This window comes from Dorea sp. AF24-7LB, assembly GCF_003478575.1.
In the GTDB taxonomy this organism is placed as follows: domain Bacteria; phylum Bacillota; class Clostridia; order Lachnospirales; family Lachnospiraceae; genus Dorea_D; species Dorea_D hominis.
Genome location: NZ_QUFR01000009.1, coordinates 40,885 through 55,868, shown reverse-complemented (window position 1 = coordinate 55,868; position 14,984 = coordinate 40,885). Strand labels below are relative to the sequence as shown.

Below are 14,984 nucleotides of genomic sequence, written 5' to 3'. Positions count from 1 at the left end.
GGAGGCGTAGATGATATGAAAACAAAAAGACAAGGACAGAGTAAATTATTTGTAGTGCTTGCAACACTTCTGGCGATTGTATTTTTTTCATTTGCCGGGGAGACAAATGTAAAAGCTGCTGAGACGTACACACAAAATTATACACCGACGAGAAAGTCTCCGTTGAAAAAGATTGAATATATCAATCGTGGGGATAATACATTTGATATTAATGTAACGGTAGATTTGTCGGTATATTATCCAAATGATGTTTTGGGTATTCAAGAGTATGATTTAACTGCGTGGACGAATGGTACAAGCGGGAAAGAGTATGTTGCTTCACAATGTGGCAATATAGACGTAGGAAAATATGTGCATACTCATCAGATTAGGGGCGAACATCGGAAACATGTAAAACCAGGAGAAAAATTCTGGATTAAATATGAACTTTGCAAGGATGTTCAACTTGAGGAGTATGGTCCATATCGTGATTTTGAAGCAAGGGAATTGACAGCACCGACTATTAAAGAGCCGGAACAGGCTGAGAATTTATTTAGCAAAGTAAACAGGTACACATGGAATGTCAAGTCTTCAAATGGAAAAGAATATTCAGAAATCAATGCAGAGATGGAAGCAACAAAAGCACCTGGTCAGGGTGAATCCTTATGGGCATATAATAAGGATGACGGCATGATATATGGTAGGTCTTTTACCAACAAGATTAAAGCACTTGTATATCGTGATTTGGAGTCAAAAGAAATTGATATAACTGGTGATAAGACAGGAATGGTTCTTGTAATTGCAAAAGATGCGGCATCAGCAAAAAAAGCAGGAGATGCAATTACATTAAAGGATAGTGATAAGGTTATATTTGATCAGGCTGCATATACTAAATCAGTAGCGGCGAAGGACTACAAGGTTCAAATGAGTTCTGATCGATATGATCAGCTTATCGGTTACATTGATGCGTCAAGTTATAGTTATGCTACGGCACATATCGTAGAAGTCTATAATTACTCAACAAAAAATGGAGAAGGATCACTTTTTAAAAGATATGTGATTAAAGGAAGTAATAATTATCGGAGAAGTTTTAAACTTACAGGATTAAAACCTGGCACGGCCAAGCATTATACAGTGCATCTTATACGAACAGATTCAAGTGGAACTGAATATGAATATATAGATAACCAATATTGGACATTGAAATCAGCAAGCTTTAAAACACCATCTGTTTCAGGTGTTAAATTTGCACCTAAAAAAGCAAAACTTATAATAAATGTACCGTCTACACAGGCGGGTAAAGGTCTTTCCACTATGCATGTATACAAAGGAAATAAGAAGATTAAAACAATTAAGAGTAATGGAAAAACAAGAATTACCTTTGTATATAGTGGAAGTAAAGCAAGTACTTCTTCTTATAAAGTAAAAGCGGTTTGCGCAAAGAATACAAAGATTACAAAGACCAGTAAGGCAAAGAAACCGGTTGCTAGTAAGTATAAGAGGCAAGGATGGATCAATCCGAATATAAATGCGATTACGCCATATGCAACAGCAACGTTTGTACCGTGGGAAATGAGTTATTACAATGGCAAGGTAACAGTTACAGGATATGTTGTAAACAATCGTATTTTTAAGCTTAAAACTTATAAAGTGAAGGTTGGAGTTGGAGTCGATAATAAGATTTACGCATCAACAACAAAGACTTATAAGAATGTAAAAGACAGTACAATTAAAAAGGTTAAATTTTCATTTAAGTCAAAGAAAGCACTTGATTTCGTTAATAACTCCCCAACATGGAGTGTGAGAACACTGAAATCGGTATGGTAATGCATTTAGAAACACGATCAATAATAATCGTATGATAAGGGGCTAGAGAAGGCATTAAAGTCAATTGGATTTTATCGTTTGAGGCTTTCGGCGGAGTGTTACGATAAGCACTTCGCCATTTTTATTTTGATTAAGAACAGTCACCTTTTTACATATAATCGCACAGCATCTTTATGTGAAAAACGTGATATCAGTAAATACAGATTATATTCTAGTACCAAAGTATTCACATTATTTTATTCGTTATGCTTTTTCTTGTCGGTGGTTTTATAGATATTTCAACAATCCATGCAGAAGCAGGAAGCAGAACAGGAAGCATTCAAATTATTTACAAGGAGAGAAATAGTTCGGATAAAGAAGTGACTCTTTCCGGAGCAAAGTTCTCGATATTTCCAATTCAATACATGAAAAATGATGAGCTGGTCTGGGAAAATGGTTTTAAAGATTCATAGTAGCATGGTTTTTAATAGCGATTGTTAGTCTTGGTTTGATTGTAGGATTATATAAAAAGAGAAAAATGAAGTAGCCATTATTTAAAGAGAACTGATCCATGCGGTGGAATCAGTTTTCTTTCTTATCATGCACAAAAACATACAGAACAAGGCTTGTGGACAGATTATATTTTTTCACCAGAGCATTGTAGATTTTATTCAAAACATTACGCTCGCCCAGACTGCCGACATCCTGGTCACGGGTATCTTCCAAAAGGCAATGCGACTACAAAGAAATCAATACTGCAGAATTGCAAAAACAGAGCCGACAGTTGACCTCGGAAAAGATGAAACTCTATGATGATTGAGTGTAACCGTATGGTTGGTTCAGGTAGTGCAGCTTCCTTTTTTGTGTGTGCGTAGAGGGCTGATTGGTGTTGTCTTGGGGGCCAGCGCCTCCCCCGGGCAAAATTATCATTAACTATAAAAACTATGTTGCACGAGGGCATATTCTGCTATAATAAAAGGCAGAATGACCAAAGGAAGTAAAGGGGATTAGTATGGAGCGTTATAAAGTACTTCTGGTAGATGATGAAGTGGAAGTTATTGATATTATGGAGCAAAAGATTCATTGGAATGATCTTGGATTCAAGGTTGTGGGCAGTGCAACGAACGGCGTGAAAGCATTAGAGCTTGTGGAGAAGCTCCAGCCGGACGTTGTGCTTACGGACATTAAGATGCCTTACATGAACGGGTTGCAGCTTGCGAGAAGACTGAACGAGGATTATCCGAATATTTACATTATGATTTGTACCGGTTTCGATGAATTTGAGTATGCAAAGGAAGCGGTGCATTTAGAAATCAAAGAATATATGTTGAAGCCGATCAACTCGACAGAACTGTCTGCAAGTCTTAAGGACTTGAAAGAGACACTGGATCGAGAGCGAGAAGAAAAATTGAATGTAAAGAAATTAAATAATTACTTTCAGGAGGCACTGCCGAAGCTGCAGTCGAATTTTCTTATTTCGCTTATCGAAGGAAGAGTTGGTGAAGAGGATTATGACCGGTTTTTACAGGCGTATCAGCTTGATATGAAAGGACCGCATTTTTGCTGTGTGATCTTTCATACTTCTGCAAATCATGTGCCGGATGGAATGGATCCGTTGCTTCTTTCCATGTCCGTAGAGCGCGAGATCAAAGACCGGCTCGTAGAAGAGTGGGAATGCAAGGAATTTATTTACATGGGCAATACGCTTCTTATTTTGGAACTTGATTCAAAGGAGAAGATGGCACAGGTGACAGATGCCTGCGACAGATTCTGCCGTTGGGCTTATCGAATTATGGGAGCAGTCGTTACGGCAGGAATCGGAACGGTGTGTGACAGCCTTCGTGACATCAGCATTTCTTATGAAGGGGCGAGAGATGCCATTTCTTATCGTGTGCTGTATGGTACAAAGCGCGCCATCAACATCGGAGAGATTGTCCCAAAAGAGCAGAAGCAGACAGCGCAGCCGGAAGAGATCAGCATGCAGGAGCTTCTTCGCGCGATCCGTATCGGTGATCCGGAAGAGATTAAGGAGATGGCACACAAGGAAATTGAGAAAATTTATAAAAATACAGAGACAATCAGCCAGCATAATCTGGCAACATTAGAGATTGTCAGCAGATTTGTTCGCTTCTGTACAAATAACTCGCTTGATTTCAATGAGATTTCCGGATATTCGCAAAATATTTACGAAAAAGTATCACAGATGGATGAAAGCTTGCTTACAAACTGGACGGTCAATATGTCTATGGCAATCAGCGACTGTCTTATGAATGCCAGAAATAATACATCGAAAAGACTGATCGTAGACGCCCAGAACATTGTGAAAGACCGATATATGGAGGCCGACATTTCGCTCGATGAAGTGTGTGCACAGCTTGGTGTGTCGAACTCTTACTTTTCATCTATTTTCAAAAAAGAAGTAGGAAAGTCTTTTATTTCTTATCTGACAGATTACCGAATGGATATCGCAGAGGACCTGGTTCTTAACACAGATGAGAAGAGTTACACGATCGCAGAGAAGGTAGGGTATCTGGATGCGAACTATTTCAGTTACGTATTTAAGAAGAAATTTGGTGTTTCACCTTCCAAATACCGGGCATCTGCGAAAAAATAATGCACGTGAAGGGAATAGAATAGCGTGAAAAACAGATTGAGAAAATTTTCAAAAGAAAATATAACATTCAACATCCAGTCGATCATCATGTCGGTGCTTATGGCGATCACTGTTGTGACAATCGTTGTTATGGGATTTTTGCTCTATCACCGTTTCAAGCTCGCCATTGATCGAATGGCGGTTGCGAATACAGAATCGAACGTAGAGAGTATGGTGGACCGTGTAAATGCGGATCTTTTGGATATGCGTCAGATTTTCAATGCGGCGAACTACAATATCGTTCAGGAATTTGACATTTCCAGCCGTGAATTTACCGAGCAGTTCAGTCTTCTGTACGAAACGAATTCGGACAAGGTGCAGAGCGTGGCGCTGTATGGAAGTGATGGGAAACTTATCAGTTCTGAGCCGGTATCGGTGGAGAAGAAAATAGACGTAACAAGGCAGGACTGGTACCGGAATGCGGAGGACGCAATTGAAAATATCCATTTCTCCGTTCCGCATATCCAAAATCTTTTTGCGGATGGTTCTTACCGTTTCCATCGAGTTGTTTCGCTGAGCCGCTATGTGGATGTCAACGACGGCGATAAGCCGCGAAGTGGTGTCCTCTTAGTGGATATGAAATATTCGGTTATTGAGGATGTGTTAAAACAGATCAATGACTCTTCGGAAGGCATTTACTATTATCTTATCAGCCGCGATGGAGAAATTATTTACCATCCGAGAAGAGCAGAGATGGACCGAGGGCTTTTTAACGAAAAGAGTGTCGGAACAGCCAAATACGAAGATGGAACGTATTCCATCAATGCGGATGGCCATAGGGAAAGCATTGTTGTCGGAAGTATTGCATATACCGGATGGAAACTTGTCGGTGTTGTGCCGGAGAGTGTGCAGACTGCAAGCATCAATCGATTCCGTTACTATGTATTTACGACGATCACAATTCTTCTGATGATGCTCCTTTATGGAAATAGATTAGTTTCCCGAAAGATTTCCAAACCGATCCGCCAGCTAGAAGAGTCCGTAAAAGACCATGAGGCCGGTGGAAAACCGGACATTTACATTGGAGGTTCTACGGAGATCCGACATTTGGGATATTCCGTTCAGAAGTCTTACGAGCAGATTGAGACTTTGATGGAAGAGATCATCCGCCAGCAGAATGAGCGAAGAAAGAGCGAGCTGGATGCATTGCAGAGCCAGATCAATCCACATTTTCTTTATAATACGCTGGAGTCGATCACGTGGATGATCGAGGCATACAAAAATGAAGGTGCTGTCGTTATGATTTCAGAGCTTGCGAAACTTTTGCGTGTCAGTTTGTCCCGGGGAAAGACAATTATTTCTATCAAGGATGAATTGCAGCACAGCCGAAGTTATATGAATATACAGCTTGTGCGCTATAAAGAGCGTTTTAAGATGGAATTTCAGATTGATGAAGAGATTGAAAAATATTGCATTGTAAAATTAGTCATTCAGCCGATCTTGGAAAATGCAATTTACTATGGCGTTGGAAATATGGATGAGGACGATGACGGCAAGATCATCGTGCGCGGTGAGAAGAAAGGCGATGACATTTACATTTCCATTGAGGATAATGGAATGGGCATGCGCGAAGAAGTGTTGGAAAATATTTTGACAAATAATAATAAAGTTCCAAAGCACGGTTCCGGCGTAGGTGTTATTAACGTACATTCGAGAATCAAGCTTATGTTCGGTGAGCAGTATGGACTGGAAGTGTACAGCGAACCGGATGAGGGAACGAAAGTTGTAATCCACATTCCGGCGATTTTGCATACGCCTGAGAATGCGGAAATGCTGGAAATGCAAAAATACACGCAGGGGAGGAATTTAGATGAAAAAAAATAAAATAACCTTCCTCGTGCTGGAGACGATTTTGCTTGTGCTGGCATTGTTTTTCGTGTTGAAGATTTTCGATAAAAATGTGCCGGAGAAGCGAGTGGCAGTCATTCTCTCCGAATCGGGTGACAACCGCTGGGATTCGCTTATAAAAGGCCTGAAGCAGGCGGCGGATATCAATGGTCTTCATATGATCATCTGCAATACGGATAAGATTGACAGTACGGAGACGGAAAAAGAAATCATAAATGAACAGAAAAATAATGATATCGATGCATTTATCATTTGCCCGGCGCCGGGTGCGGACACCGAAAAAATGATCAAAAAGCAGTGCTCCGGCATCCCGTATATTCTTATTATGGATGAATTTTATAACGGAACGCAGTTGATTAATGGGCAATCTTCAGACAGGGCGTCTCAGAATAAAGCGACTTCGGAATCGGCGAAAAAATCGCTTGGTGCAGTGATCGGGCCGGATTATTATAAAATCGGTACAACATTAGGAAAGCAGATTGGCAAAAAGAAGAAGACGGTAGGAATTGTAGCCGACTGGCGAGAGTCTGCGGCAAATCGTCAGATGATCAAAGGTTTGAAAGACGTGCTTAAAGATACCGAAAATGAAATCAGCTGGTGCTATTACCGTCAAAAAGGACAGGACATCTGTGAAAGTGTAGCCCAGAAAAGTGATGTGGACGCCCTAGTCGTGCTGGATTCGAAAGCGTTGGAAGAGCTTGGCGAGAAATCGGAGCAAGGCACATACAGCAAGGCAGAAATATATGGAATTGGCAGCAGTGAAAAGGCAATCGTCTTGCTTGATGACGGAGTGCTCAACGGCCTTATCGTTCCGGATACCTATTCCGTCGGCTACAAGAGCGTAGAAGAGATTGCGCAGAAACTGAACCGCAGATTTTATCGAATCAAAGGTCATGAGACAGATATAAAGATATTTAGCAAACCAATATTTTCTTTAGATGACAATATGGAAAGGTTCATGTATTCCTATGAGTAAAAGAAATGAAAGAAACAGAAAGTATAAACGTGTGATCGCAGTTACATTAATGCTCACCCTTCTCGCATCTGGATGTGGAAAGGAAAAGCCGAAGTCCAATAATATTCTTCGAGTTGGTGTCGTAACGTACACCCAGGATGATCCATTTATCAATGCTATGACAGATAAATTGAAAGAGAATTTCAAGGAAATGGAATCCGAAGATTTTAAGATTATCGTGTCTGTGAAAAATGGAGATGATAACCAGCAGGATCAAAATGAGATCGTAGAAGAAATGATCGACGCTGGATGTGACGTGCTTTGTGTAAATCTCGTTGACAGAACAGCGCCATCCCGCATTATAAGGATGGCGAAACAAGAAAGTATACCGATCATTTTCTTTAACCGTGAGCCGGTAAAAGAAGACATTATGCAGTGGGAGAAACTATATTATGTCGGATGTGACGCAGAGCAGTCTGGCGTAATGCAAGGTGAAATTGTTGCAAACTACCTTAAAAATCATCCGGAGGTGGATGTGAACAAAGATGGCAAGATACAGTATGTTCTTTTAGAAGGTGAGGCCGGTCACCAGGATGCCATTAGCCGAACGGACTATGCAGTAAAGACACTGATCGAACACGATGTGAAATTAGAAAAATTAAGCTATCAGTTTGCAGACTGGAACCGTGGGCAGGCGGAAAATCGAATGACCCGTCTCATCCAGCAATATGGCAAAGAAATCGAACTTGTTATTTCAAATAACGACGAGATGGCATTGGGCGCTGTGGAGGCTTGCAGAAAGGCCGGATACAGAGGAAATGATTGGCCGGTGATTTTCGGAATTGACGGGCTGGAGGATGCTCTGAATGCGATCAAGAACGGCCAGATGCAAGGAACTGTCTACAACGACAACGAAGACCAGGCAAGTGAGCTTGCGAAGTTGTCTGTGGAAGTATTTCGCGGGGACAACAAGTATCGAAGCCAGCTGACGGACGGCAGATATTATGTCTCTGAATACCGTCAGGTAGATGAGGAGAATGTAGATGAGTTCTTGGAAAAATAGTCCGGAGAAGTTATTAGGAAAAATAAGTATAGATAGCGTGAGATAGCGTGAGAAGAGAGCGAAAGGATAGAAAAATGGACAATACATGGGTAGCACAGTTTTATGAGGAAACCGATCCGGTGAAGCGAATGGAAATGCTGGAGGCGCATGGAGAAGATGCAGCCGGTGAGGAGGCGAGTGAGGAAGCGAAAAGAAATGCATGCAGGAAAGAATTGTGGGTTGTGCGCTATGGAAAACGCAGACCAAGAAAAGATGAATTTGTCGGAGGCTTTGTGGAATTAAAAGGCATGGCAGAGGCAACGACAATCGATATCGGTGGCATGCGCAGAAAGCAGGCTGCAAAAATCCTTTCCACATTGGGGTTATCCGCAGTAAGACTACAGGATGAACTGTACAAAGAAGTACTTCTGGCGGAACTTCAGAATGCATTCAAGCGTTACTTTGAAGTGAGCCGCGGAGGCAGAGGATTTACTTCTCTCGTATTTGGAATGGGACAGCTTTCAGACGAAGGCGTTGCAAAGAAGCTTGCAGAGCAGGTCAGTATTATTGCTTTTAAGGCACCGCGGATGCTTCGTATGGAGAAAGAATTCGCACTGCTTAAGGAAGCGGCACTTCTTGCTTTTAGAGAGGAATATCCGAATAGAGAGCATTTTTTGAATAAGTAGAATATATTTCGGGCAAGAAAAACCCCGGCCGGTGCGGTCGGGGTTTTTGGATGTGTGATTGTGGGTTGTTACTGGTGTCCGCAAGACAACACCAATCAGCCCTCTACGCACACAAAAAAAAGGAAGCTGCCGCCCCGCGATTAAGAAATCGCGGGGCGGCAGCTTCCTTTATGTACATCCACTTAATGGAAGGACAATTTAATTATTTCTTCTGGACATATTTCAGACAGTCAAGTGTTACGGCTGCGAGGATGATAATACCTTCGAAGATGAACTGAAGGTTTGTATCAATACCAAGGATTGTCAGAGAGTATGTAAGAGATGTGAAGATAAGTACACCAGTTACAACTCCGGAAATCTTACCGATACCACCAGTAAATGATACACCACCAACTACGCAGGCTGCAATGGCATCCATATCCCATCCTTGTCCGTAAGCTGCACTACCTGAACCAACCATACGGTTACACTCAAGCCATGAACCAAATCCATAAAGGATACCAGCAAGGATAAATGCTCCCATTGTTACTTTGAATACGGAAATACCAGAAACTGCTGCTGCTTCCGGGTTTCCACCTACAGCGTAGAGGTTTTTACCAAATGTTGTTTTGTTCCAGATGAACCATACGATTGCAACTGCAGCTACAGCCCAAAGTACGATTGTCGGGAATCTTCCAGCCTGTGGAATGAACATTTTCGGAATCTCTGAATCAATCGCACCGAAGGAAACACCTTTTGTTGCGTATGTTACAAGACCGAAGATGATAAGCATGTTCGCCATTGTAGAAATGAACGGATGCATCTTAAATCTTGCCATGAAGAATCCAGCGATCATAGAGAATACAGTTGTCAGGATTACACAAACGCCTAATGCTAATAAAGCTTTCGGTACCGGAGCCATCTTTGAGAAGTCAAATACATGTCCGAATACTGTACCTGTGTTGATTCCGTTATGCATGATGATTGTAGATGTTACCATACCCATACCAACCATACGTCCTACGGAAAGGTCTGTACCTGTTAAGAGGATCAGTCCTGCAACACCAAGTGCTAAGAACATACGAGGTGAAGCCTGCTGTAAAATATTCAAAATGTTAGTTGCTGTAAATAACTGTGTATTCTTTACGATTGGTGTAATGATACACAGAGCGATGAAGATTAAAATGATTACAATGTAAAGACCATTCTTGTATAAGAACTGTGCTACATTGAAAGAATATTTATAGTTTTCAATCTTCTGTGCATACTGCTGAGAAAGTGTAAATTCAGACATTCTCAGAAGGTCGATCAAATGGAATTTGTGCATATATGCATCATGTTTTCTGTCTTTGATTTCCTGTACTCTTGACTCGTGAGTCATTTCCGCATCAAAGAGGTGATTCTTTAATACATATTTCTCAGCTTTAATCTCTTCAGAGTCTTTCAGAGCTGCAACTTTTTTCTTGTGCTCTTCCTGAAGTTTCATTTTAACCTTAGCGTATCTGCTCTCTTCGTCCTTCATCTCAGTTTCGCAGCTCTTAGCTACGATATTATAATAGTCGTTATTATAATGTTTAGCGAGATATCCTTCAGCGTCAGCAATCAGCTTGTTGATCGTTGCTTTGTTTTTATTTTCAACAGCAACTGCTTTTTCAAGCTCTTTCTTGCTGTTAGCAATAATCTTAGAACTCTCTTCTTTGCTTAAGTTTTTATCTTCTTTTGCGATTGCGATCTGGTTCTTTAAAGTATTCACTTTATCTGTACCTTCGATACGCAATTCGTCAATCTGTTTCTGAATCTTACCTACATATTCATCAATCGGTTGGAGAAGTTTCGCTTCTTCTTCAGCCGAGATAATAAAGCTCTTTTCTGCCATTTCTAATACTCCTCTCTGTTACAAATACTTCGCACTGAGTCTCAATAATTCTTCCTGATCTGTTTCCTTTGTATTAACAATACCTGCGAGACGTCCGTTGGACATAACTCCGATACGGTTTGTAATACCAAGGATCTCCGGCATCTCTGAGGAAACAACGATAATCGTCTTTCCCTGTTTTGCCATGTTAATGATCAGTTCGTAAATTTCATATTTTGCACCAACGTCGATACCTCTGGTCGGGTCATCCATCATGAATACCTGTGGTGAACGTTCTAGCCATTTTCCGAAGATCGCTTTCTGCTGGTTTCCTCCGGAAAGGTTTGAGATCATATCATCCGGTCCCATACATTTTGTATGCATAACCTTGATTTCCTCAGCAGTTGCACGTACCATTCTGTCATGTGATAATGCAATACCTTTTTTGTAATGATTCATGTTCGCGATCGTAGTGTTAAATGTAATATCGCCTTTCAGGAACAATCCGTTGGCCTTTCTTTCCTCTGTGATCAGAGCAAATCCGTGGTCCATTGCATCCTTAGGTGATGTAAAGTTCATAACTTTACCGTTGTATAATACATTTCCTTCTGCTCTTGTACGTATTCCGAAAATAGTTTCCAGAAGTTCTGTACGTCCGGCTCCAACCAGACCATAGAATCCAAAGATTTCTCCTTTTTTGATATCAAAGGAAATATTCTGAAGTTTTGGTGCATACTTTGTTGAAAGATTTTGTACAGAGAAAATGGTTTCTCCCGGTTCATTGTCAACAGGCGGGAATCTGTTATCCAGAGAACGACCAACCATGGCTGCAATCAATTCGTTCATATCTGTGTCCTTACTCTCTTTTGTCATAACAAGGCTACCATCTCGCAGTACGGAGATCTCATCACAGATATTGAAAATTTCGTCCATCTTATGTGAAATATAGATCAGGGAAATTCCCTGTGCTTTCAGCTGACGCATCATTTTGAAAAGTTTTTCAACCTCTGGTGCTGTCAGGGATGATGTAGGCTCATCCAAAACGATTACCTTAGAATTATAAGAAATTGCTTTTGCAATCTCACACATCTGTCTCTGAGATACAGACATCTTCTTCATAGGCTGTGTCAGGTTTGCTGTGATTCCAAGCTTTCTGAACAACTGTGCTGTTTCTTTTTTCATTCTTCCCTCGTCGATAACTCCAAGTGAATTCTTTGGATATCGACCAAGGAACATATTGTCAATAACGCTTCTTTCAAGACACTGGTTCAACTCCTGATGTACCATCGCTACACCGTTCTCCAGTGCATCCTTCGGTCCTGAGAAGTTTACTTCTTTGCCATCTAATATTATTGTCCCCTCATCTTTCTGATAAGTTCCAAAGAGACATTTCATCATCGTCGATTTTCCGGCACCGTTTTCACCCATAAGTCCCATAATGGTTCCAGGTTTCACATTCATGTTGATACCCTTCAGTACTTTATTTCTACCGAATGATTTACTCATGCCATTAATCGATAAGATGTATTTATTCTTATCTTCTGTCATAGCTCTGCTTCCTTTTCTTATTGAAAGAGAGGTATCATCACTGACACCCCTCTATTGTTTCATTCATTTACCAGTTTACGAACTTTAATTATTTGAGAAGTTCTGTGTATGAAGATGCATTGTCTGTTTTAACCATGTTAATTGCAAATGCGTCATACTCGTCTGGGTTTCCAAGACGGTTTGTGATGTTAGACTCTGTCTGTCCATCTCCACCGATGTAGTCAACTTTCAGATTGAGAAGGTCATCGTAGTTCTCAAGAAGCGGCTGATATGTTGAGCTTAAGAAGTTATCTGAAGCATTGTAGATGTTAAGCCATACTTTCTTTTCTGGGCTCTTCTTAGCATCAAGCTGGTTAGCAACTTTTTTGTATACTACTGTTGAATCTGTAAAGTCTTTATAGTTATCAGCTGTTACAGCAATGTTTAATGCGTAGTAAGATCTCTCTTCTTCGCTATATCTGTAATCTTCGCCTTCTTTCAGACAGTTACCAGCATCATCTTTTGTTCCGATACCTGTGTTAATGTCTACTCCGTCAAGAGCGTTACGAAGAACTCTCAGTGTCAGGTACGCCTGAACGTCTGCATGCTGAGAAATTGTTCCGCCGTATCCTTCTGCGATAGCTGCTACAGCGTCACTGTTTGCATCGTATCCGAATGTAGGTACTTTGTTTTTCTTAGCCCATGCGTTGAACATTGACATTCCCATACCATCGTTGTTAGAAACAACTACGTCGATCTTATCTCCGAAAGAAGCTTTCCATGTTCCGATAGCGTTACCTGCTGTAGCGGCATCCCATGTAGCTCCTGCTGCATTCTTCATTTCCTGAGAAGCAAGCTCACGAACTGTGTATTTCTTTCCATTAACTTCAAGTGTTGCGTCTTTAACAATTTTAGATTTTCCATCTACGTTTGTTCCAGCTGGTTTAGAGTTGATTTCTTTCTTCTCTTCAATACCTGTTCCGAGTGCTTTACGAACTCCACGTGTACGAGCGATTGAATCGTTGTGTCCGATATCACCGATTGCAAGAACATATCCGATAACTCCGTCACCGTTTCTATCGATCTTGTCGATGTTAGCTTTGATGTAATCAAGAACCATCTGTCCCTGAAGTTCAGCTCCCTGGTTAGCATCGAAACCTACATAGTAAGTATTTTTGTTGAAGCTAAGAGCATCTTTGTCAAGCTCTCCTGTTGAGCTGTTAGATGGCTGACGGTTAAACCAGCAAAGTGGTTTGTCCTTGTTCGCTACCTTAGTGTCAGATGAGTCTGAAGATCCTGAAGATCCTGAAGATCCACATCCTGCCAATGATAATGCGAGTATTACTGCCATCATTGATGCAACTACTTTTCTTTTTTTCATTGTTGTTTTCCTCCCGTTTTGTGAAATTTGTTTTAAAACATGTCTTTCTTAATGACTGACCTTAGTATAATCACCAAAGGAGGAAAATAAAATAGAATATTTTTGGATTAAGTATTAATTTTCTCTGATTTTCAATAAAAAATTTATGCATGTTGTTTATTCGTTTTTTTCATTTATTATAGAAAGTTTACGTCTACAGCTCGCTGTATATCGTAGCGCAAAAGTGGAAGAACAGTATCCGAATATTTTGTTCGCAAAAGATGGAGAAATATATAATTTTCATGGAAAGAAAGTGATGCCAATCGGTGGTGCATACAGCGTTGACAAATATTATAGGATACGAAACGGATTACCATGGTTTGAATCAGAACAGCCGGATGAAGTGATAAAAGAATATGTGGAACAGCAGTTAGATAAAGCCAAGTGGAATGTGGATATCGTACTCTCGCATACAGTACCGATTGAAGCGGAACCAGTGTGGGCGTTTATTCCAGGGCTTGATCAATCAGCAGTGGACAAGACAACGGAAAAATGGCTACAGAAGATTTATGACAGGTTAGATTTTACAGAGTGGTATGCGGGACATTACCATGTAGAAAGTGAGGAGTGTGGAATACGAATTATGTATGAAGATTATGATGAAATTTGTGCTGAAGGGTAAAAGAATGGTTTGCTGATTTGAAAAATATAAGTTTATAGATGAAGGGGGATTTTTTAATGATATATCTCAGCAGTTTTAAATTAAGTGACAGAAGCATTAAAAATCCTAATATATATCCATATAATGTGTTTCATCGAAAAGACATAGATCCGTTCATATTTGCACCAATCACCGTGTTATATGGGAATAATGGTTCTGGAAAATCTATTATTTTGAATATCATAGCAAATAAACTCATGCTAACAGGGAAAGAGTATGCGATCAGTAATTCTTTTGGAATTGTGGACTATTGCGGAAAATTTTCATCAGAGTGCCAGTTTAGTTATGGAGAGGATGAATTTGGCAATGCATTTAGGAGATTCCCTGAAAACAGCAGATTTATCAAGAGTGAGGATATCCTGTATGAAATTAAAAAAATACAGCAAAGACAGATTCTTTCTGATGGTATGGAATATGATTATATAAAAAATGGACATTCACAAAAAAGAAGCCGCTTTCTTGTTGCTTTTCAGTCAACTGATATGCTCCCTTCTAAGTAGACAAGAGAAAAAATAAAATCTTGTTTATTTAGAAGGGAGCATATCAATTTATGGAGCAATAGCTCCATTTAGT

General features: G+C 40.3%; 11 protein-coding genes. 8 read left to right on the top strand and 3 right to left on the bottom strand.

All coding sequences use genetic code 11. The features are described from left to right. Positions 1-15: 15 nt before the first annotated feature. The 6 genes from DWY31_RS09855 to DWY31_RS09820 all read left to right on the top strand — a co-directional run bounded on the left by DWY31_RS09855 (position 16) and on the right by DWY31_RS09820 (position 8,969). A complete protein-coding gene (locus tag DWY31_RS09855) occupies positions 16-1,806 on the top strand; it encodes a hypothetical protein (RefSeq protein ID WP_117538041.1) in 1,791 nt (596 codons plus the stop codon). Between the two features lie 991 nt (positions 1,807-2,797). After that, positions 2,798-4,399, top strand: a complete 1,602-nt coding sequence (locus tag DWY31_RS09840) for a response regulator (RefSeq protein WP_118520335.1) — start codon at positions 2,798-2,800, stop codon at positions 4,397-4,399. 87 nt (positions 4,400-4,486) lie between these two features. Further along, the gene (locus DWY31_RS09835) at positions 4,487-6,262 is read left to right on the top strand and encodes a cache domain-containing sensor histidine kinase (protein ID WP_117538087.1); all 1,776 of its coding nucleotides are present in this window, start codon (positions 4,487-4,489) and stop codon (positions 6,260-6,262) included. Continuing rightward, positions 6,249-7,262 (top strand): sugar ABC transporter substrate-binding protein, encoded by a 1,014-nt coding sequence (locus DWY31_RS09830; RefSeq protein WP_021860340.1) that lies wholly within the window; start codon positions 6,249-6,251, stop codon positions 7,260-7,262. The genes DWY31_RS09835 and DWY31_RS09830 overlap by 14 nt, the downstream gene beginning before the upstream one ends. Next, entirely contained in the window at positions 7,255-8,304 is a 1,050-nt protein-coding gene (locus DWY31_RS09825) for a galactose ABC transporter substrate-binding protein (RefSeq protein ID WP_021860341.1), read from the top strand. The genes DWY31_RS09830 and DWY31_RS09825 overlap by 8 nt, the downstream gene beginning before the upstream one ends. Positions 8,305-8,378: 74 nt before the next feature. Next, positions 8,379-8,969 carry a DUF6553 family protein gene (locus tag DWY31_RS09820; RefSeq protein WP_118520333.1) on the top strand — a complete coding sequence of 197 codons (591 nt, stop codon included), beginning with the start codon at positions 8,379-8,381 and terminating at the stop codon, positions 8,967-8,969. Positions 8,970-9,171: 202 nt separating this feature from the next. Here the strand turns inward: DWY31_RS09820 and DWY31_RS09815 are convergent, their stop codons facing one another. From DWY31_RS09815 to DWY31_RS09805, 3 genes are all read right to left on the bottom strand, one after another. Beyond that, on the bottom strand, positions 9,172-10,824 hold the full coding sequence (locus DWY31_RS09815; protein WP_117538046.1) for a galactose/methyl galactoside ABC transporter permease MglC: 1,653 nt from the start codon (positions 10,822-10,824) through the stop codon (positions 9,172-9,174). An 18-nt stretch (positions 10,825-10,842) separates the two neighbouring features. Continuing rightward, positions 10,843-12,351, bottom strand: a complete 1,509-nt coding sequence (locus tag DWY31_RS09810) for a sugar ABC transporter ATP-binding protein (protein WP_117538047.1) — start codon at positions 12,349-12,351, stop codon at positions 10,843-10,845. A gap of 88 nt (positions 12,352-12,439) precedes the next feature. Further along, a complete protein-coding gene (locus DWY31_RS09805; protein WP_117538048.1) occupies positions 12,440-13,711 on the bottom strand; it encodes a substrate-binding domain-containing protein in 1,272 nt (423 codons plus the stop codon). A gap of 223 nt (positions 13,712-13,934) precedes the next feature. Here DWY31_RS09805 and DWY31_RS09800 point away from each other — a divergent pair, with 223 nt between their 5' ends. Then, positions 13,935-14,372, top strand: a complete 438-nt coding sequence (locus DWY31_RS09800; protein ID WP_118520331.1) for a hypothetical protein — start codon at positions 13,935-13,937, stop codon at positions 14,370-14,372. A 56-nt stretch (positions 14,373-14,428) separates the two neighbouring features. After that, the gene (locus DWY31_RS09795) at positions 14,429-14,911 is read left to right on the top strand and encodes an ATP-binding protein (RefSeq protein ID WP_117538050.1); all 483 of its coding nucleotides are present in this window, start codon (positions 14,429-14,431) and stop codon (positions 14,909-14,911) included. The last annotated feature ends 73 nt before the right edge of the window (positions 14,912-14,984 follow it).

Bases quoted from the DNA above. Each gene is read 5' to 3' on its own strand.
- DWY31_RS09855 (WP_117538041.1), top strand. From the start codon at position 16: ATGAAAACAAAAAGACAAGGACAGAGTAAATTATTTGTAGTGCTTGCA.
- DWY31_RS09840 (WP_118520335.1), top strand. From the start codon at position 2,798: ATGGAGCGTTATAAAGTACTTCTGGTAGATGATGAAGTGGAAGTTATT.
- DWY31_RS09835 (WP_117538087.1), top strand. From the start codon at position 4,487: ATGTCGGTGCTTATGGCGATCACTGTTGTGACAATCGTTGTTATGGGA.
- DWY31_RS09830 (WP_021860340.1), top strand. From the start codon at position 6,249: ATGAAAAAAAATAAAATAACCTTCCTCGTGCTGGAGACGATTTTGCTT.
- DWY31_RS09825 (WP_021860341.1), top strand. From the start codon at position 7,255: ATGAGTAAAAGAAATGAAAGAAACAGAAAGTATAAACGTGTGATCGCA.
- DWY31_RS09820 (WP_118520333.1), top strand. From the start codon at position 8,379: ATGGACAATACATGGGTAGCACAGTTTTATGAGGAAACCGATCCGGTG.
- DWY31_RS09815 (WP_117538046.1), bottom strand. From the start codon at position 10,824: ATGGCAGAAAAGAGCTTTATTATCTCGGCTGAAGAAGAAGCGAAACTT.
- DWY31_RS09810 (WP_117538047.1), bottom strand. From the start codon at position 12,351: ATGACAGAAGATAAGAATAAATACATCTTATCGATTAATGGCATGAGT.
- DWY31_RS09805 (WP_117538048.1), bottom strand. From the start codon at position 13,711: ATGAAAAAAAGAAAAGTAGTTGCATCAATGATGGCAGTAATACTCGCA.
- DWY31_RS09795 (WP_117538050.1), top strand. From the start codon at position 14,429: ATGATATATCTCAGCAGTTTTAAATTAAGTGACAGAAGCATTAAAAAT.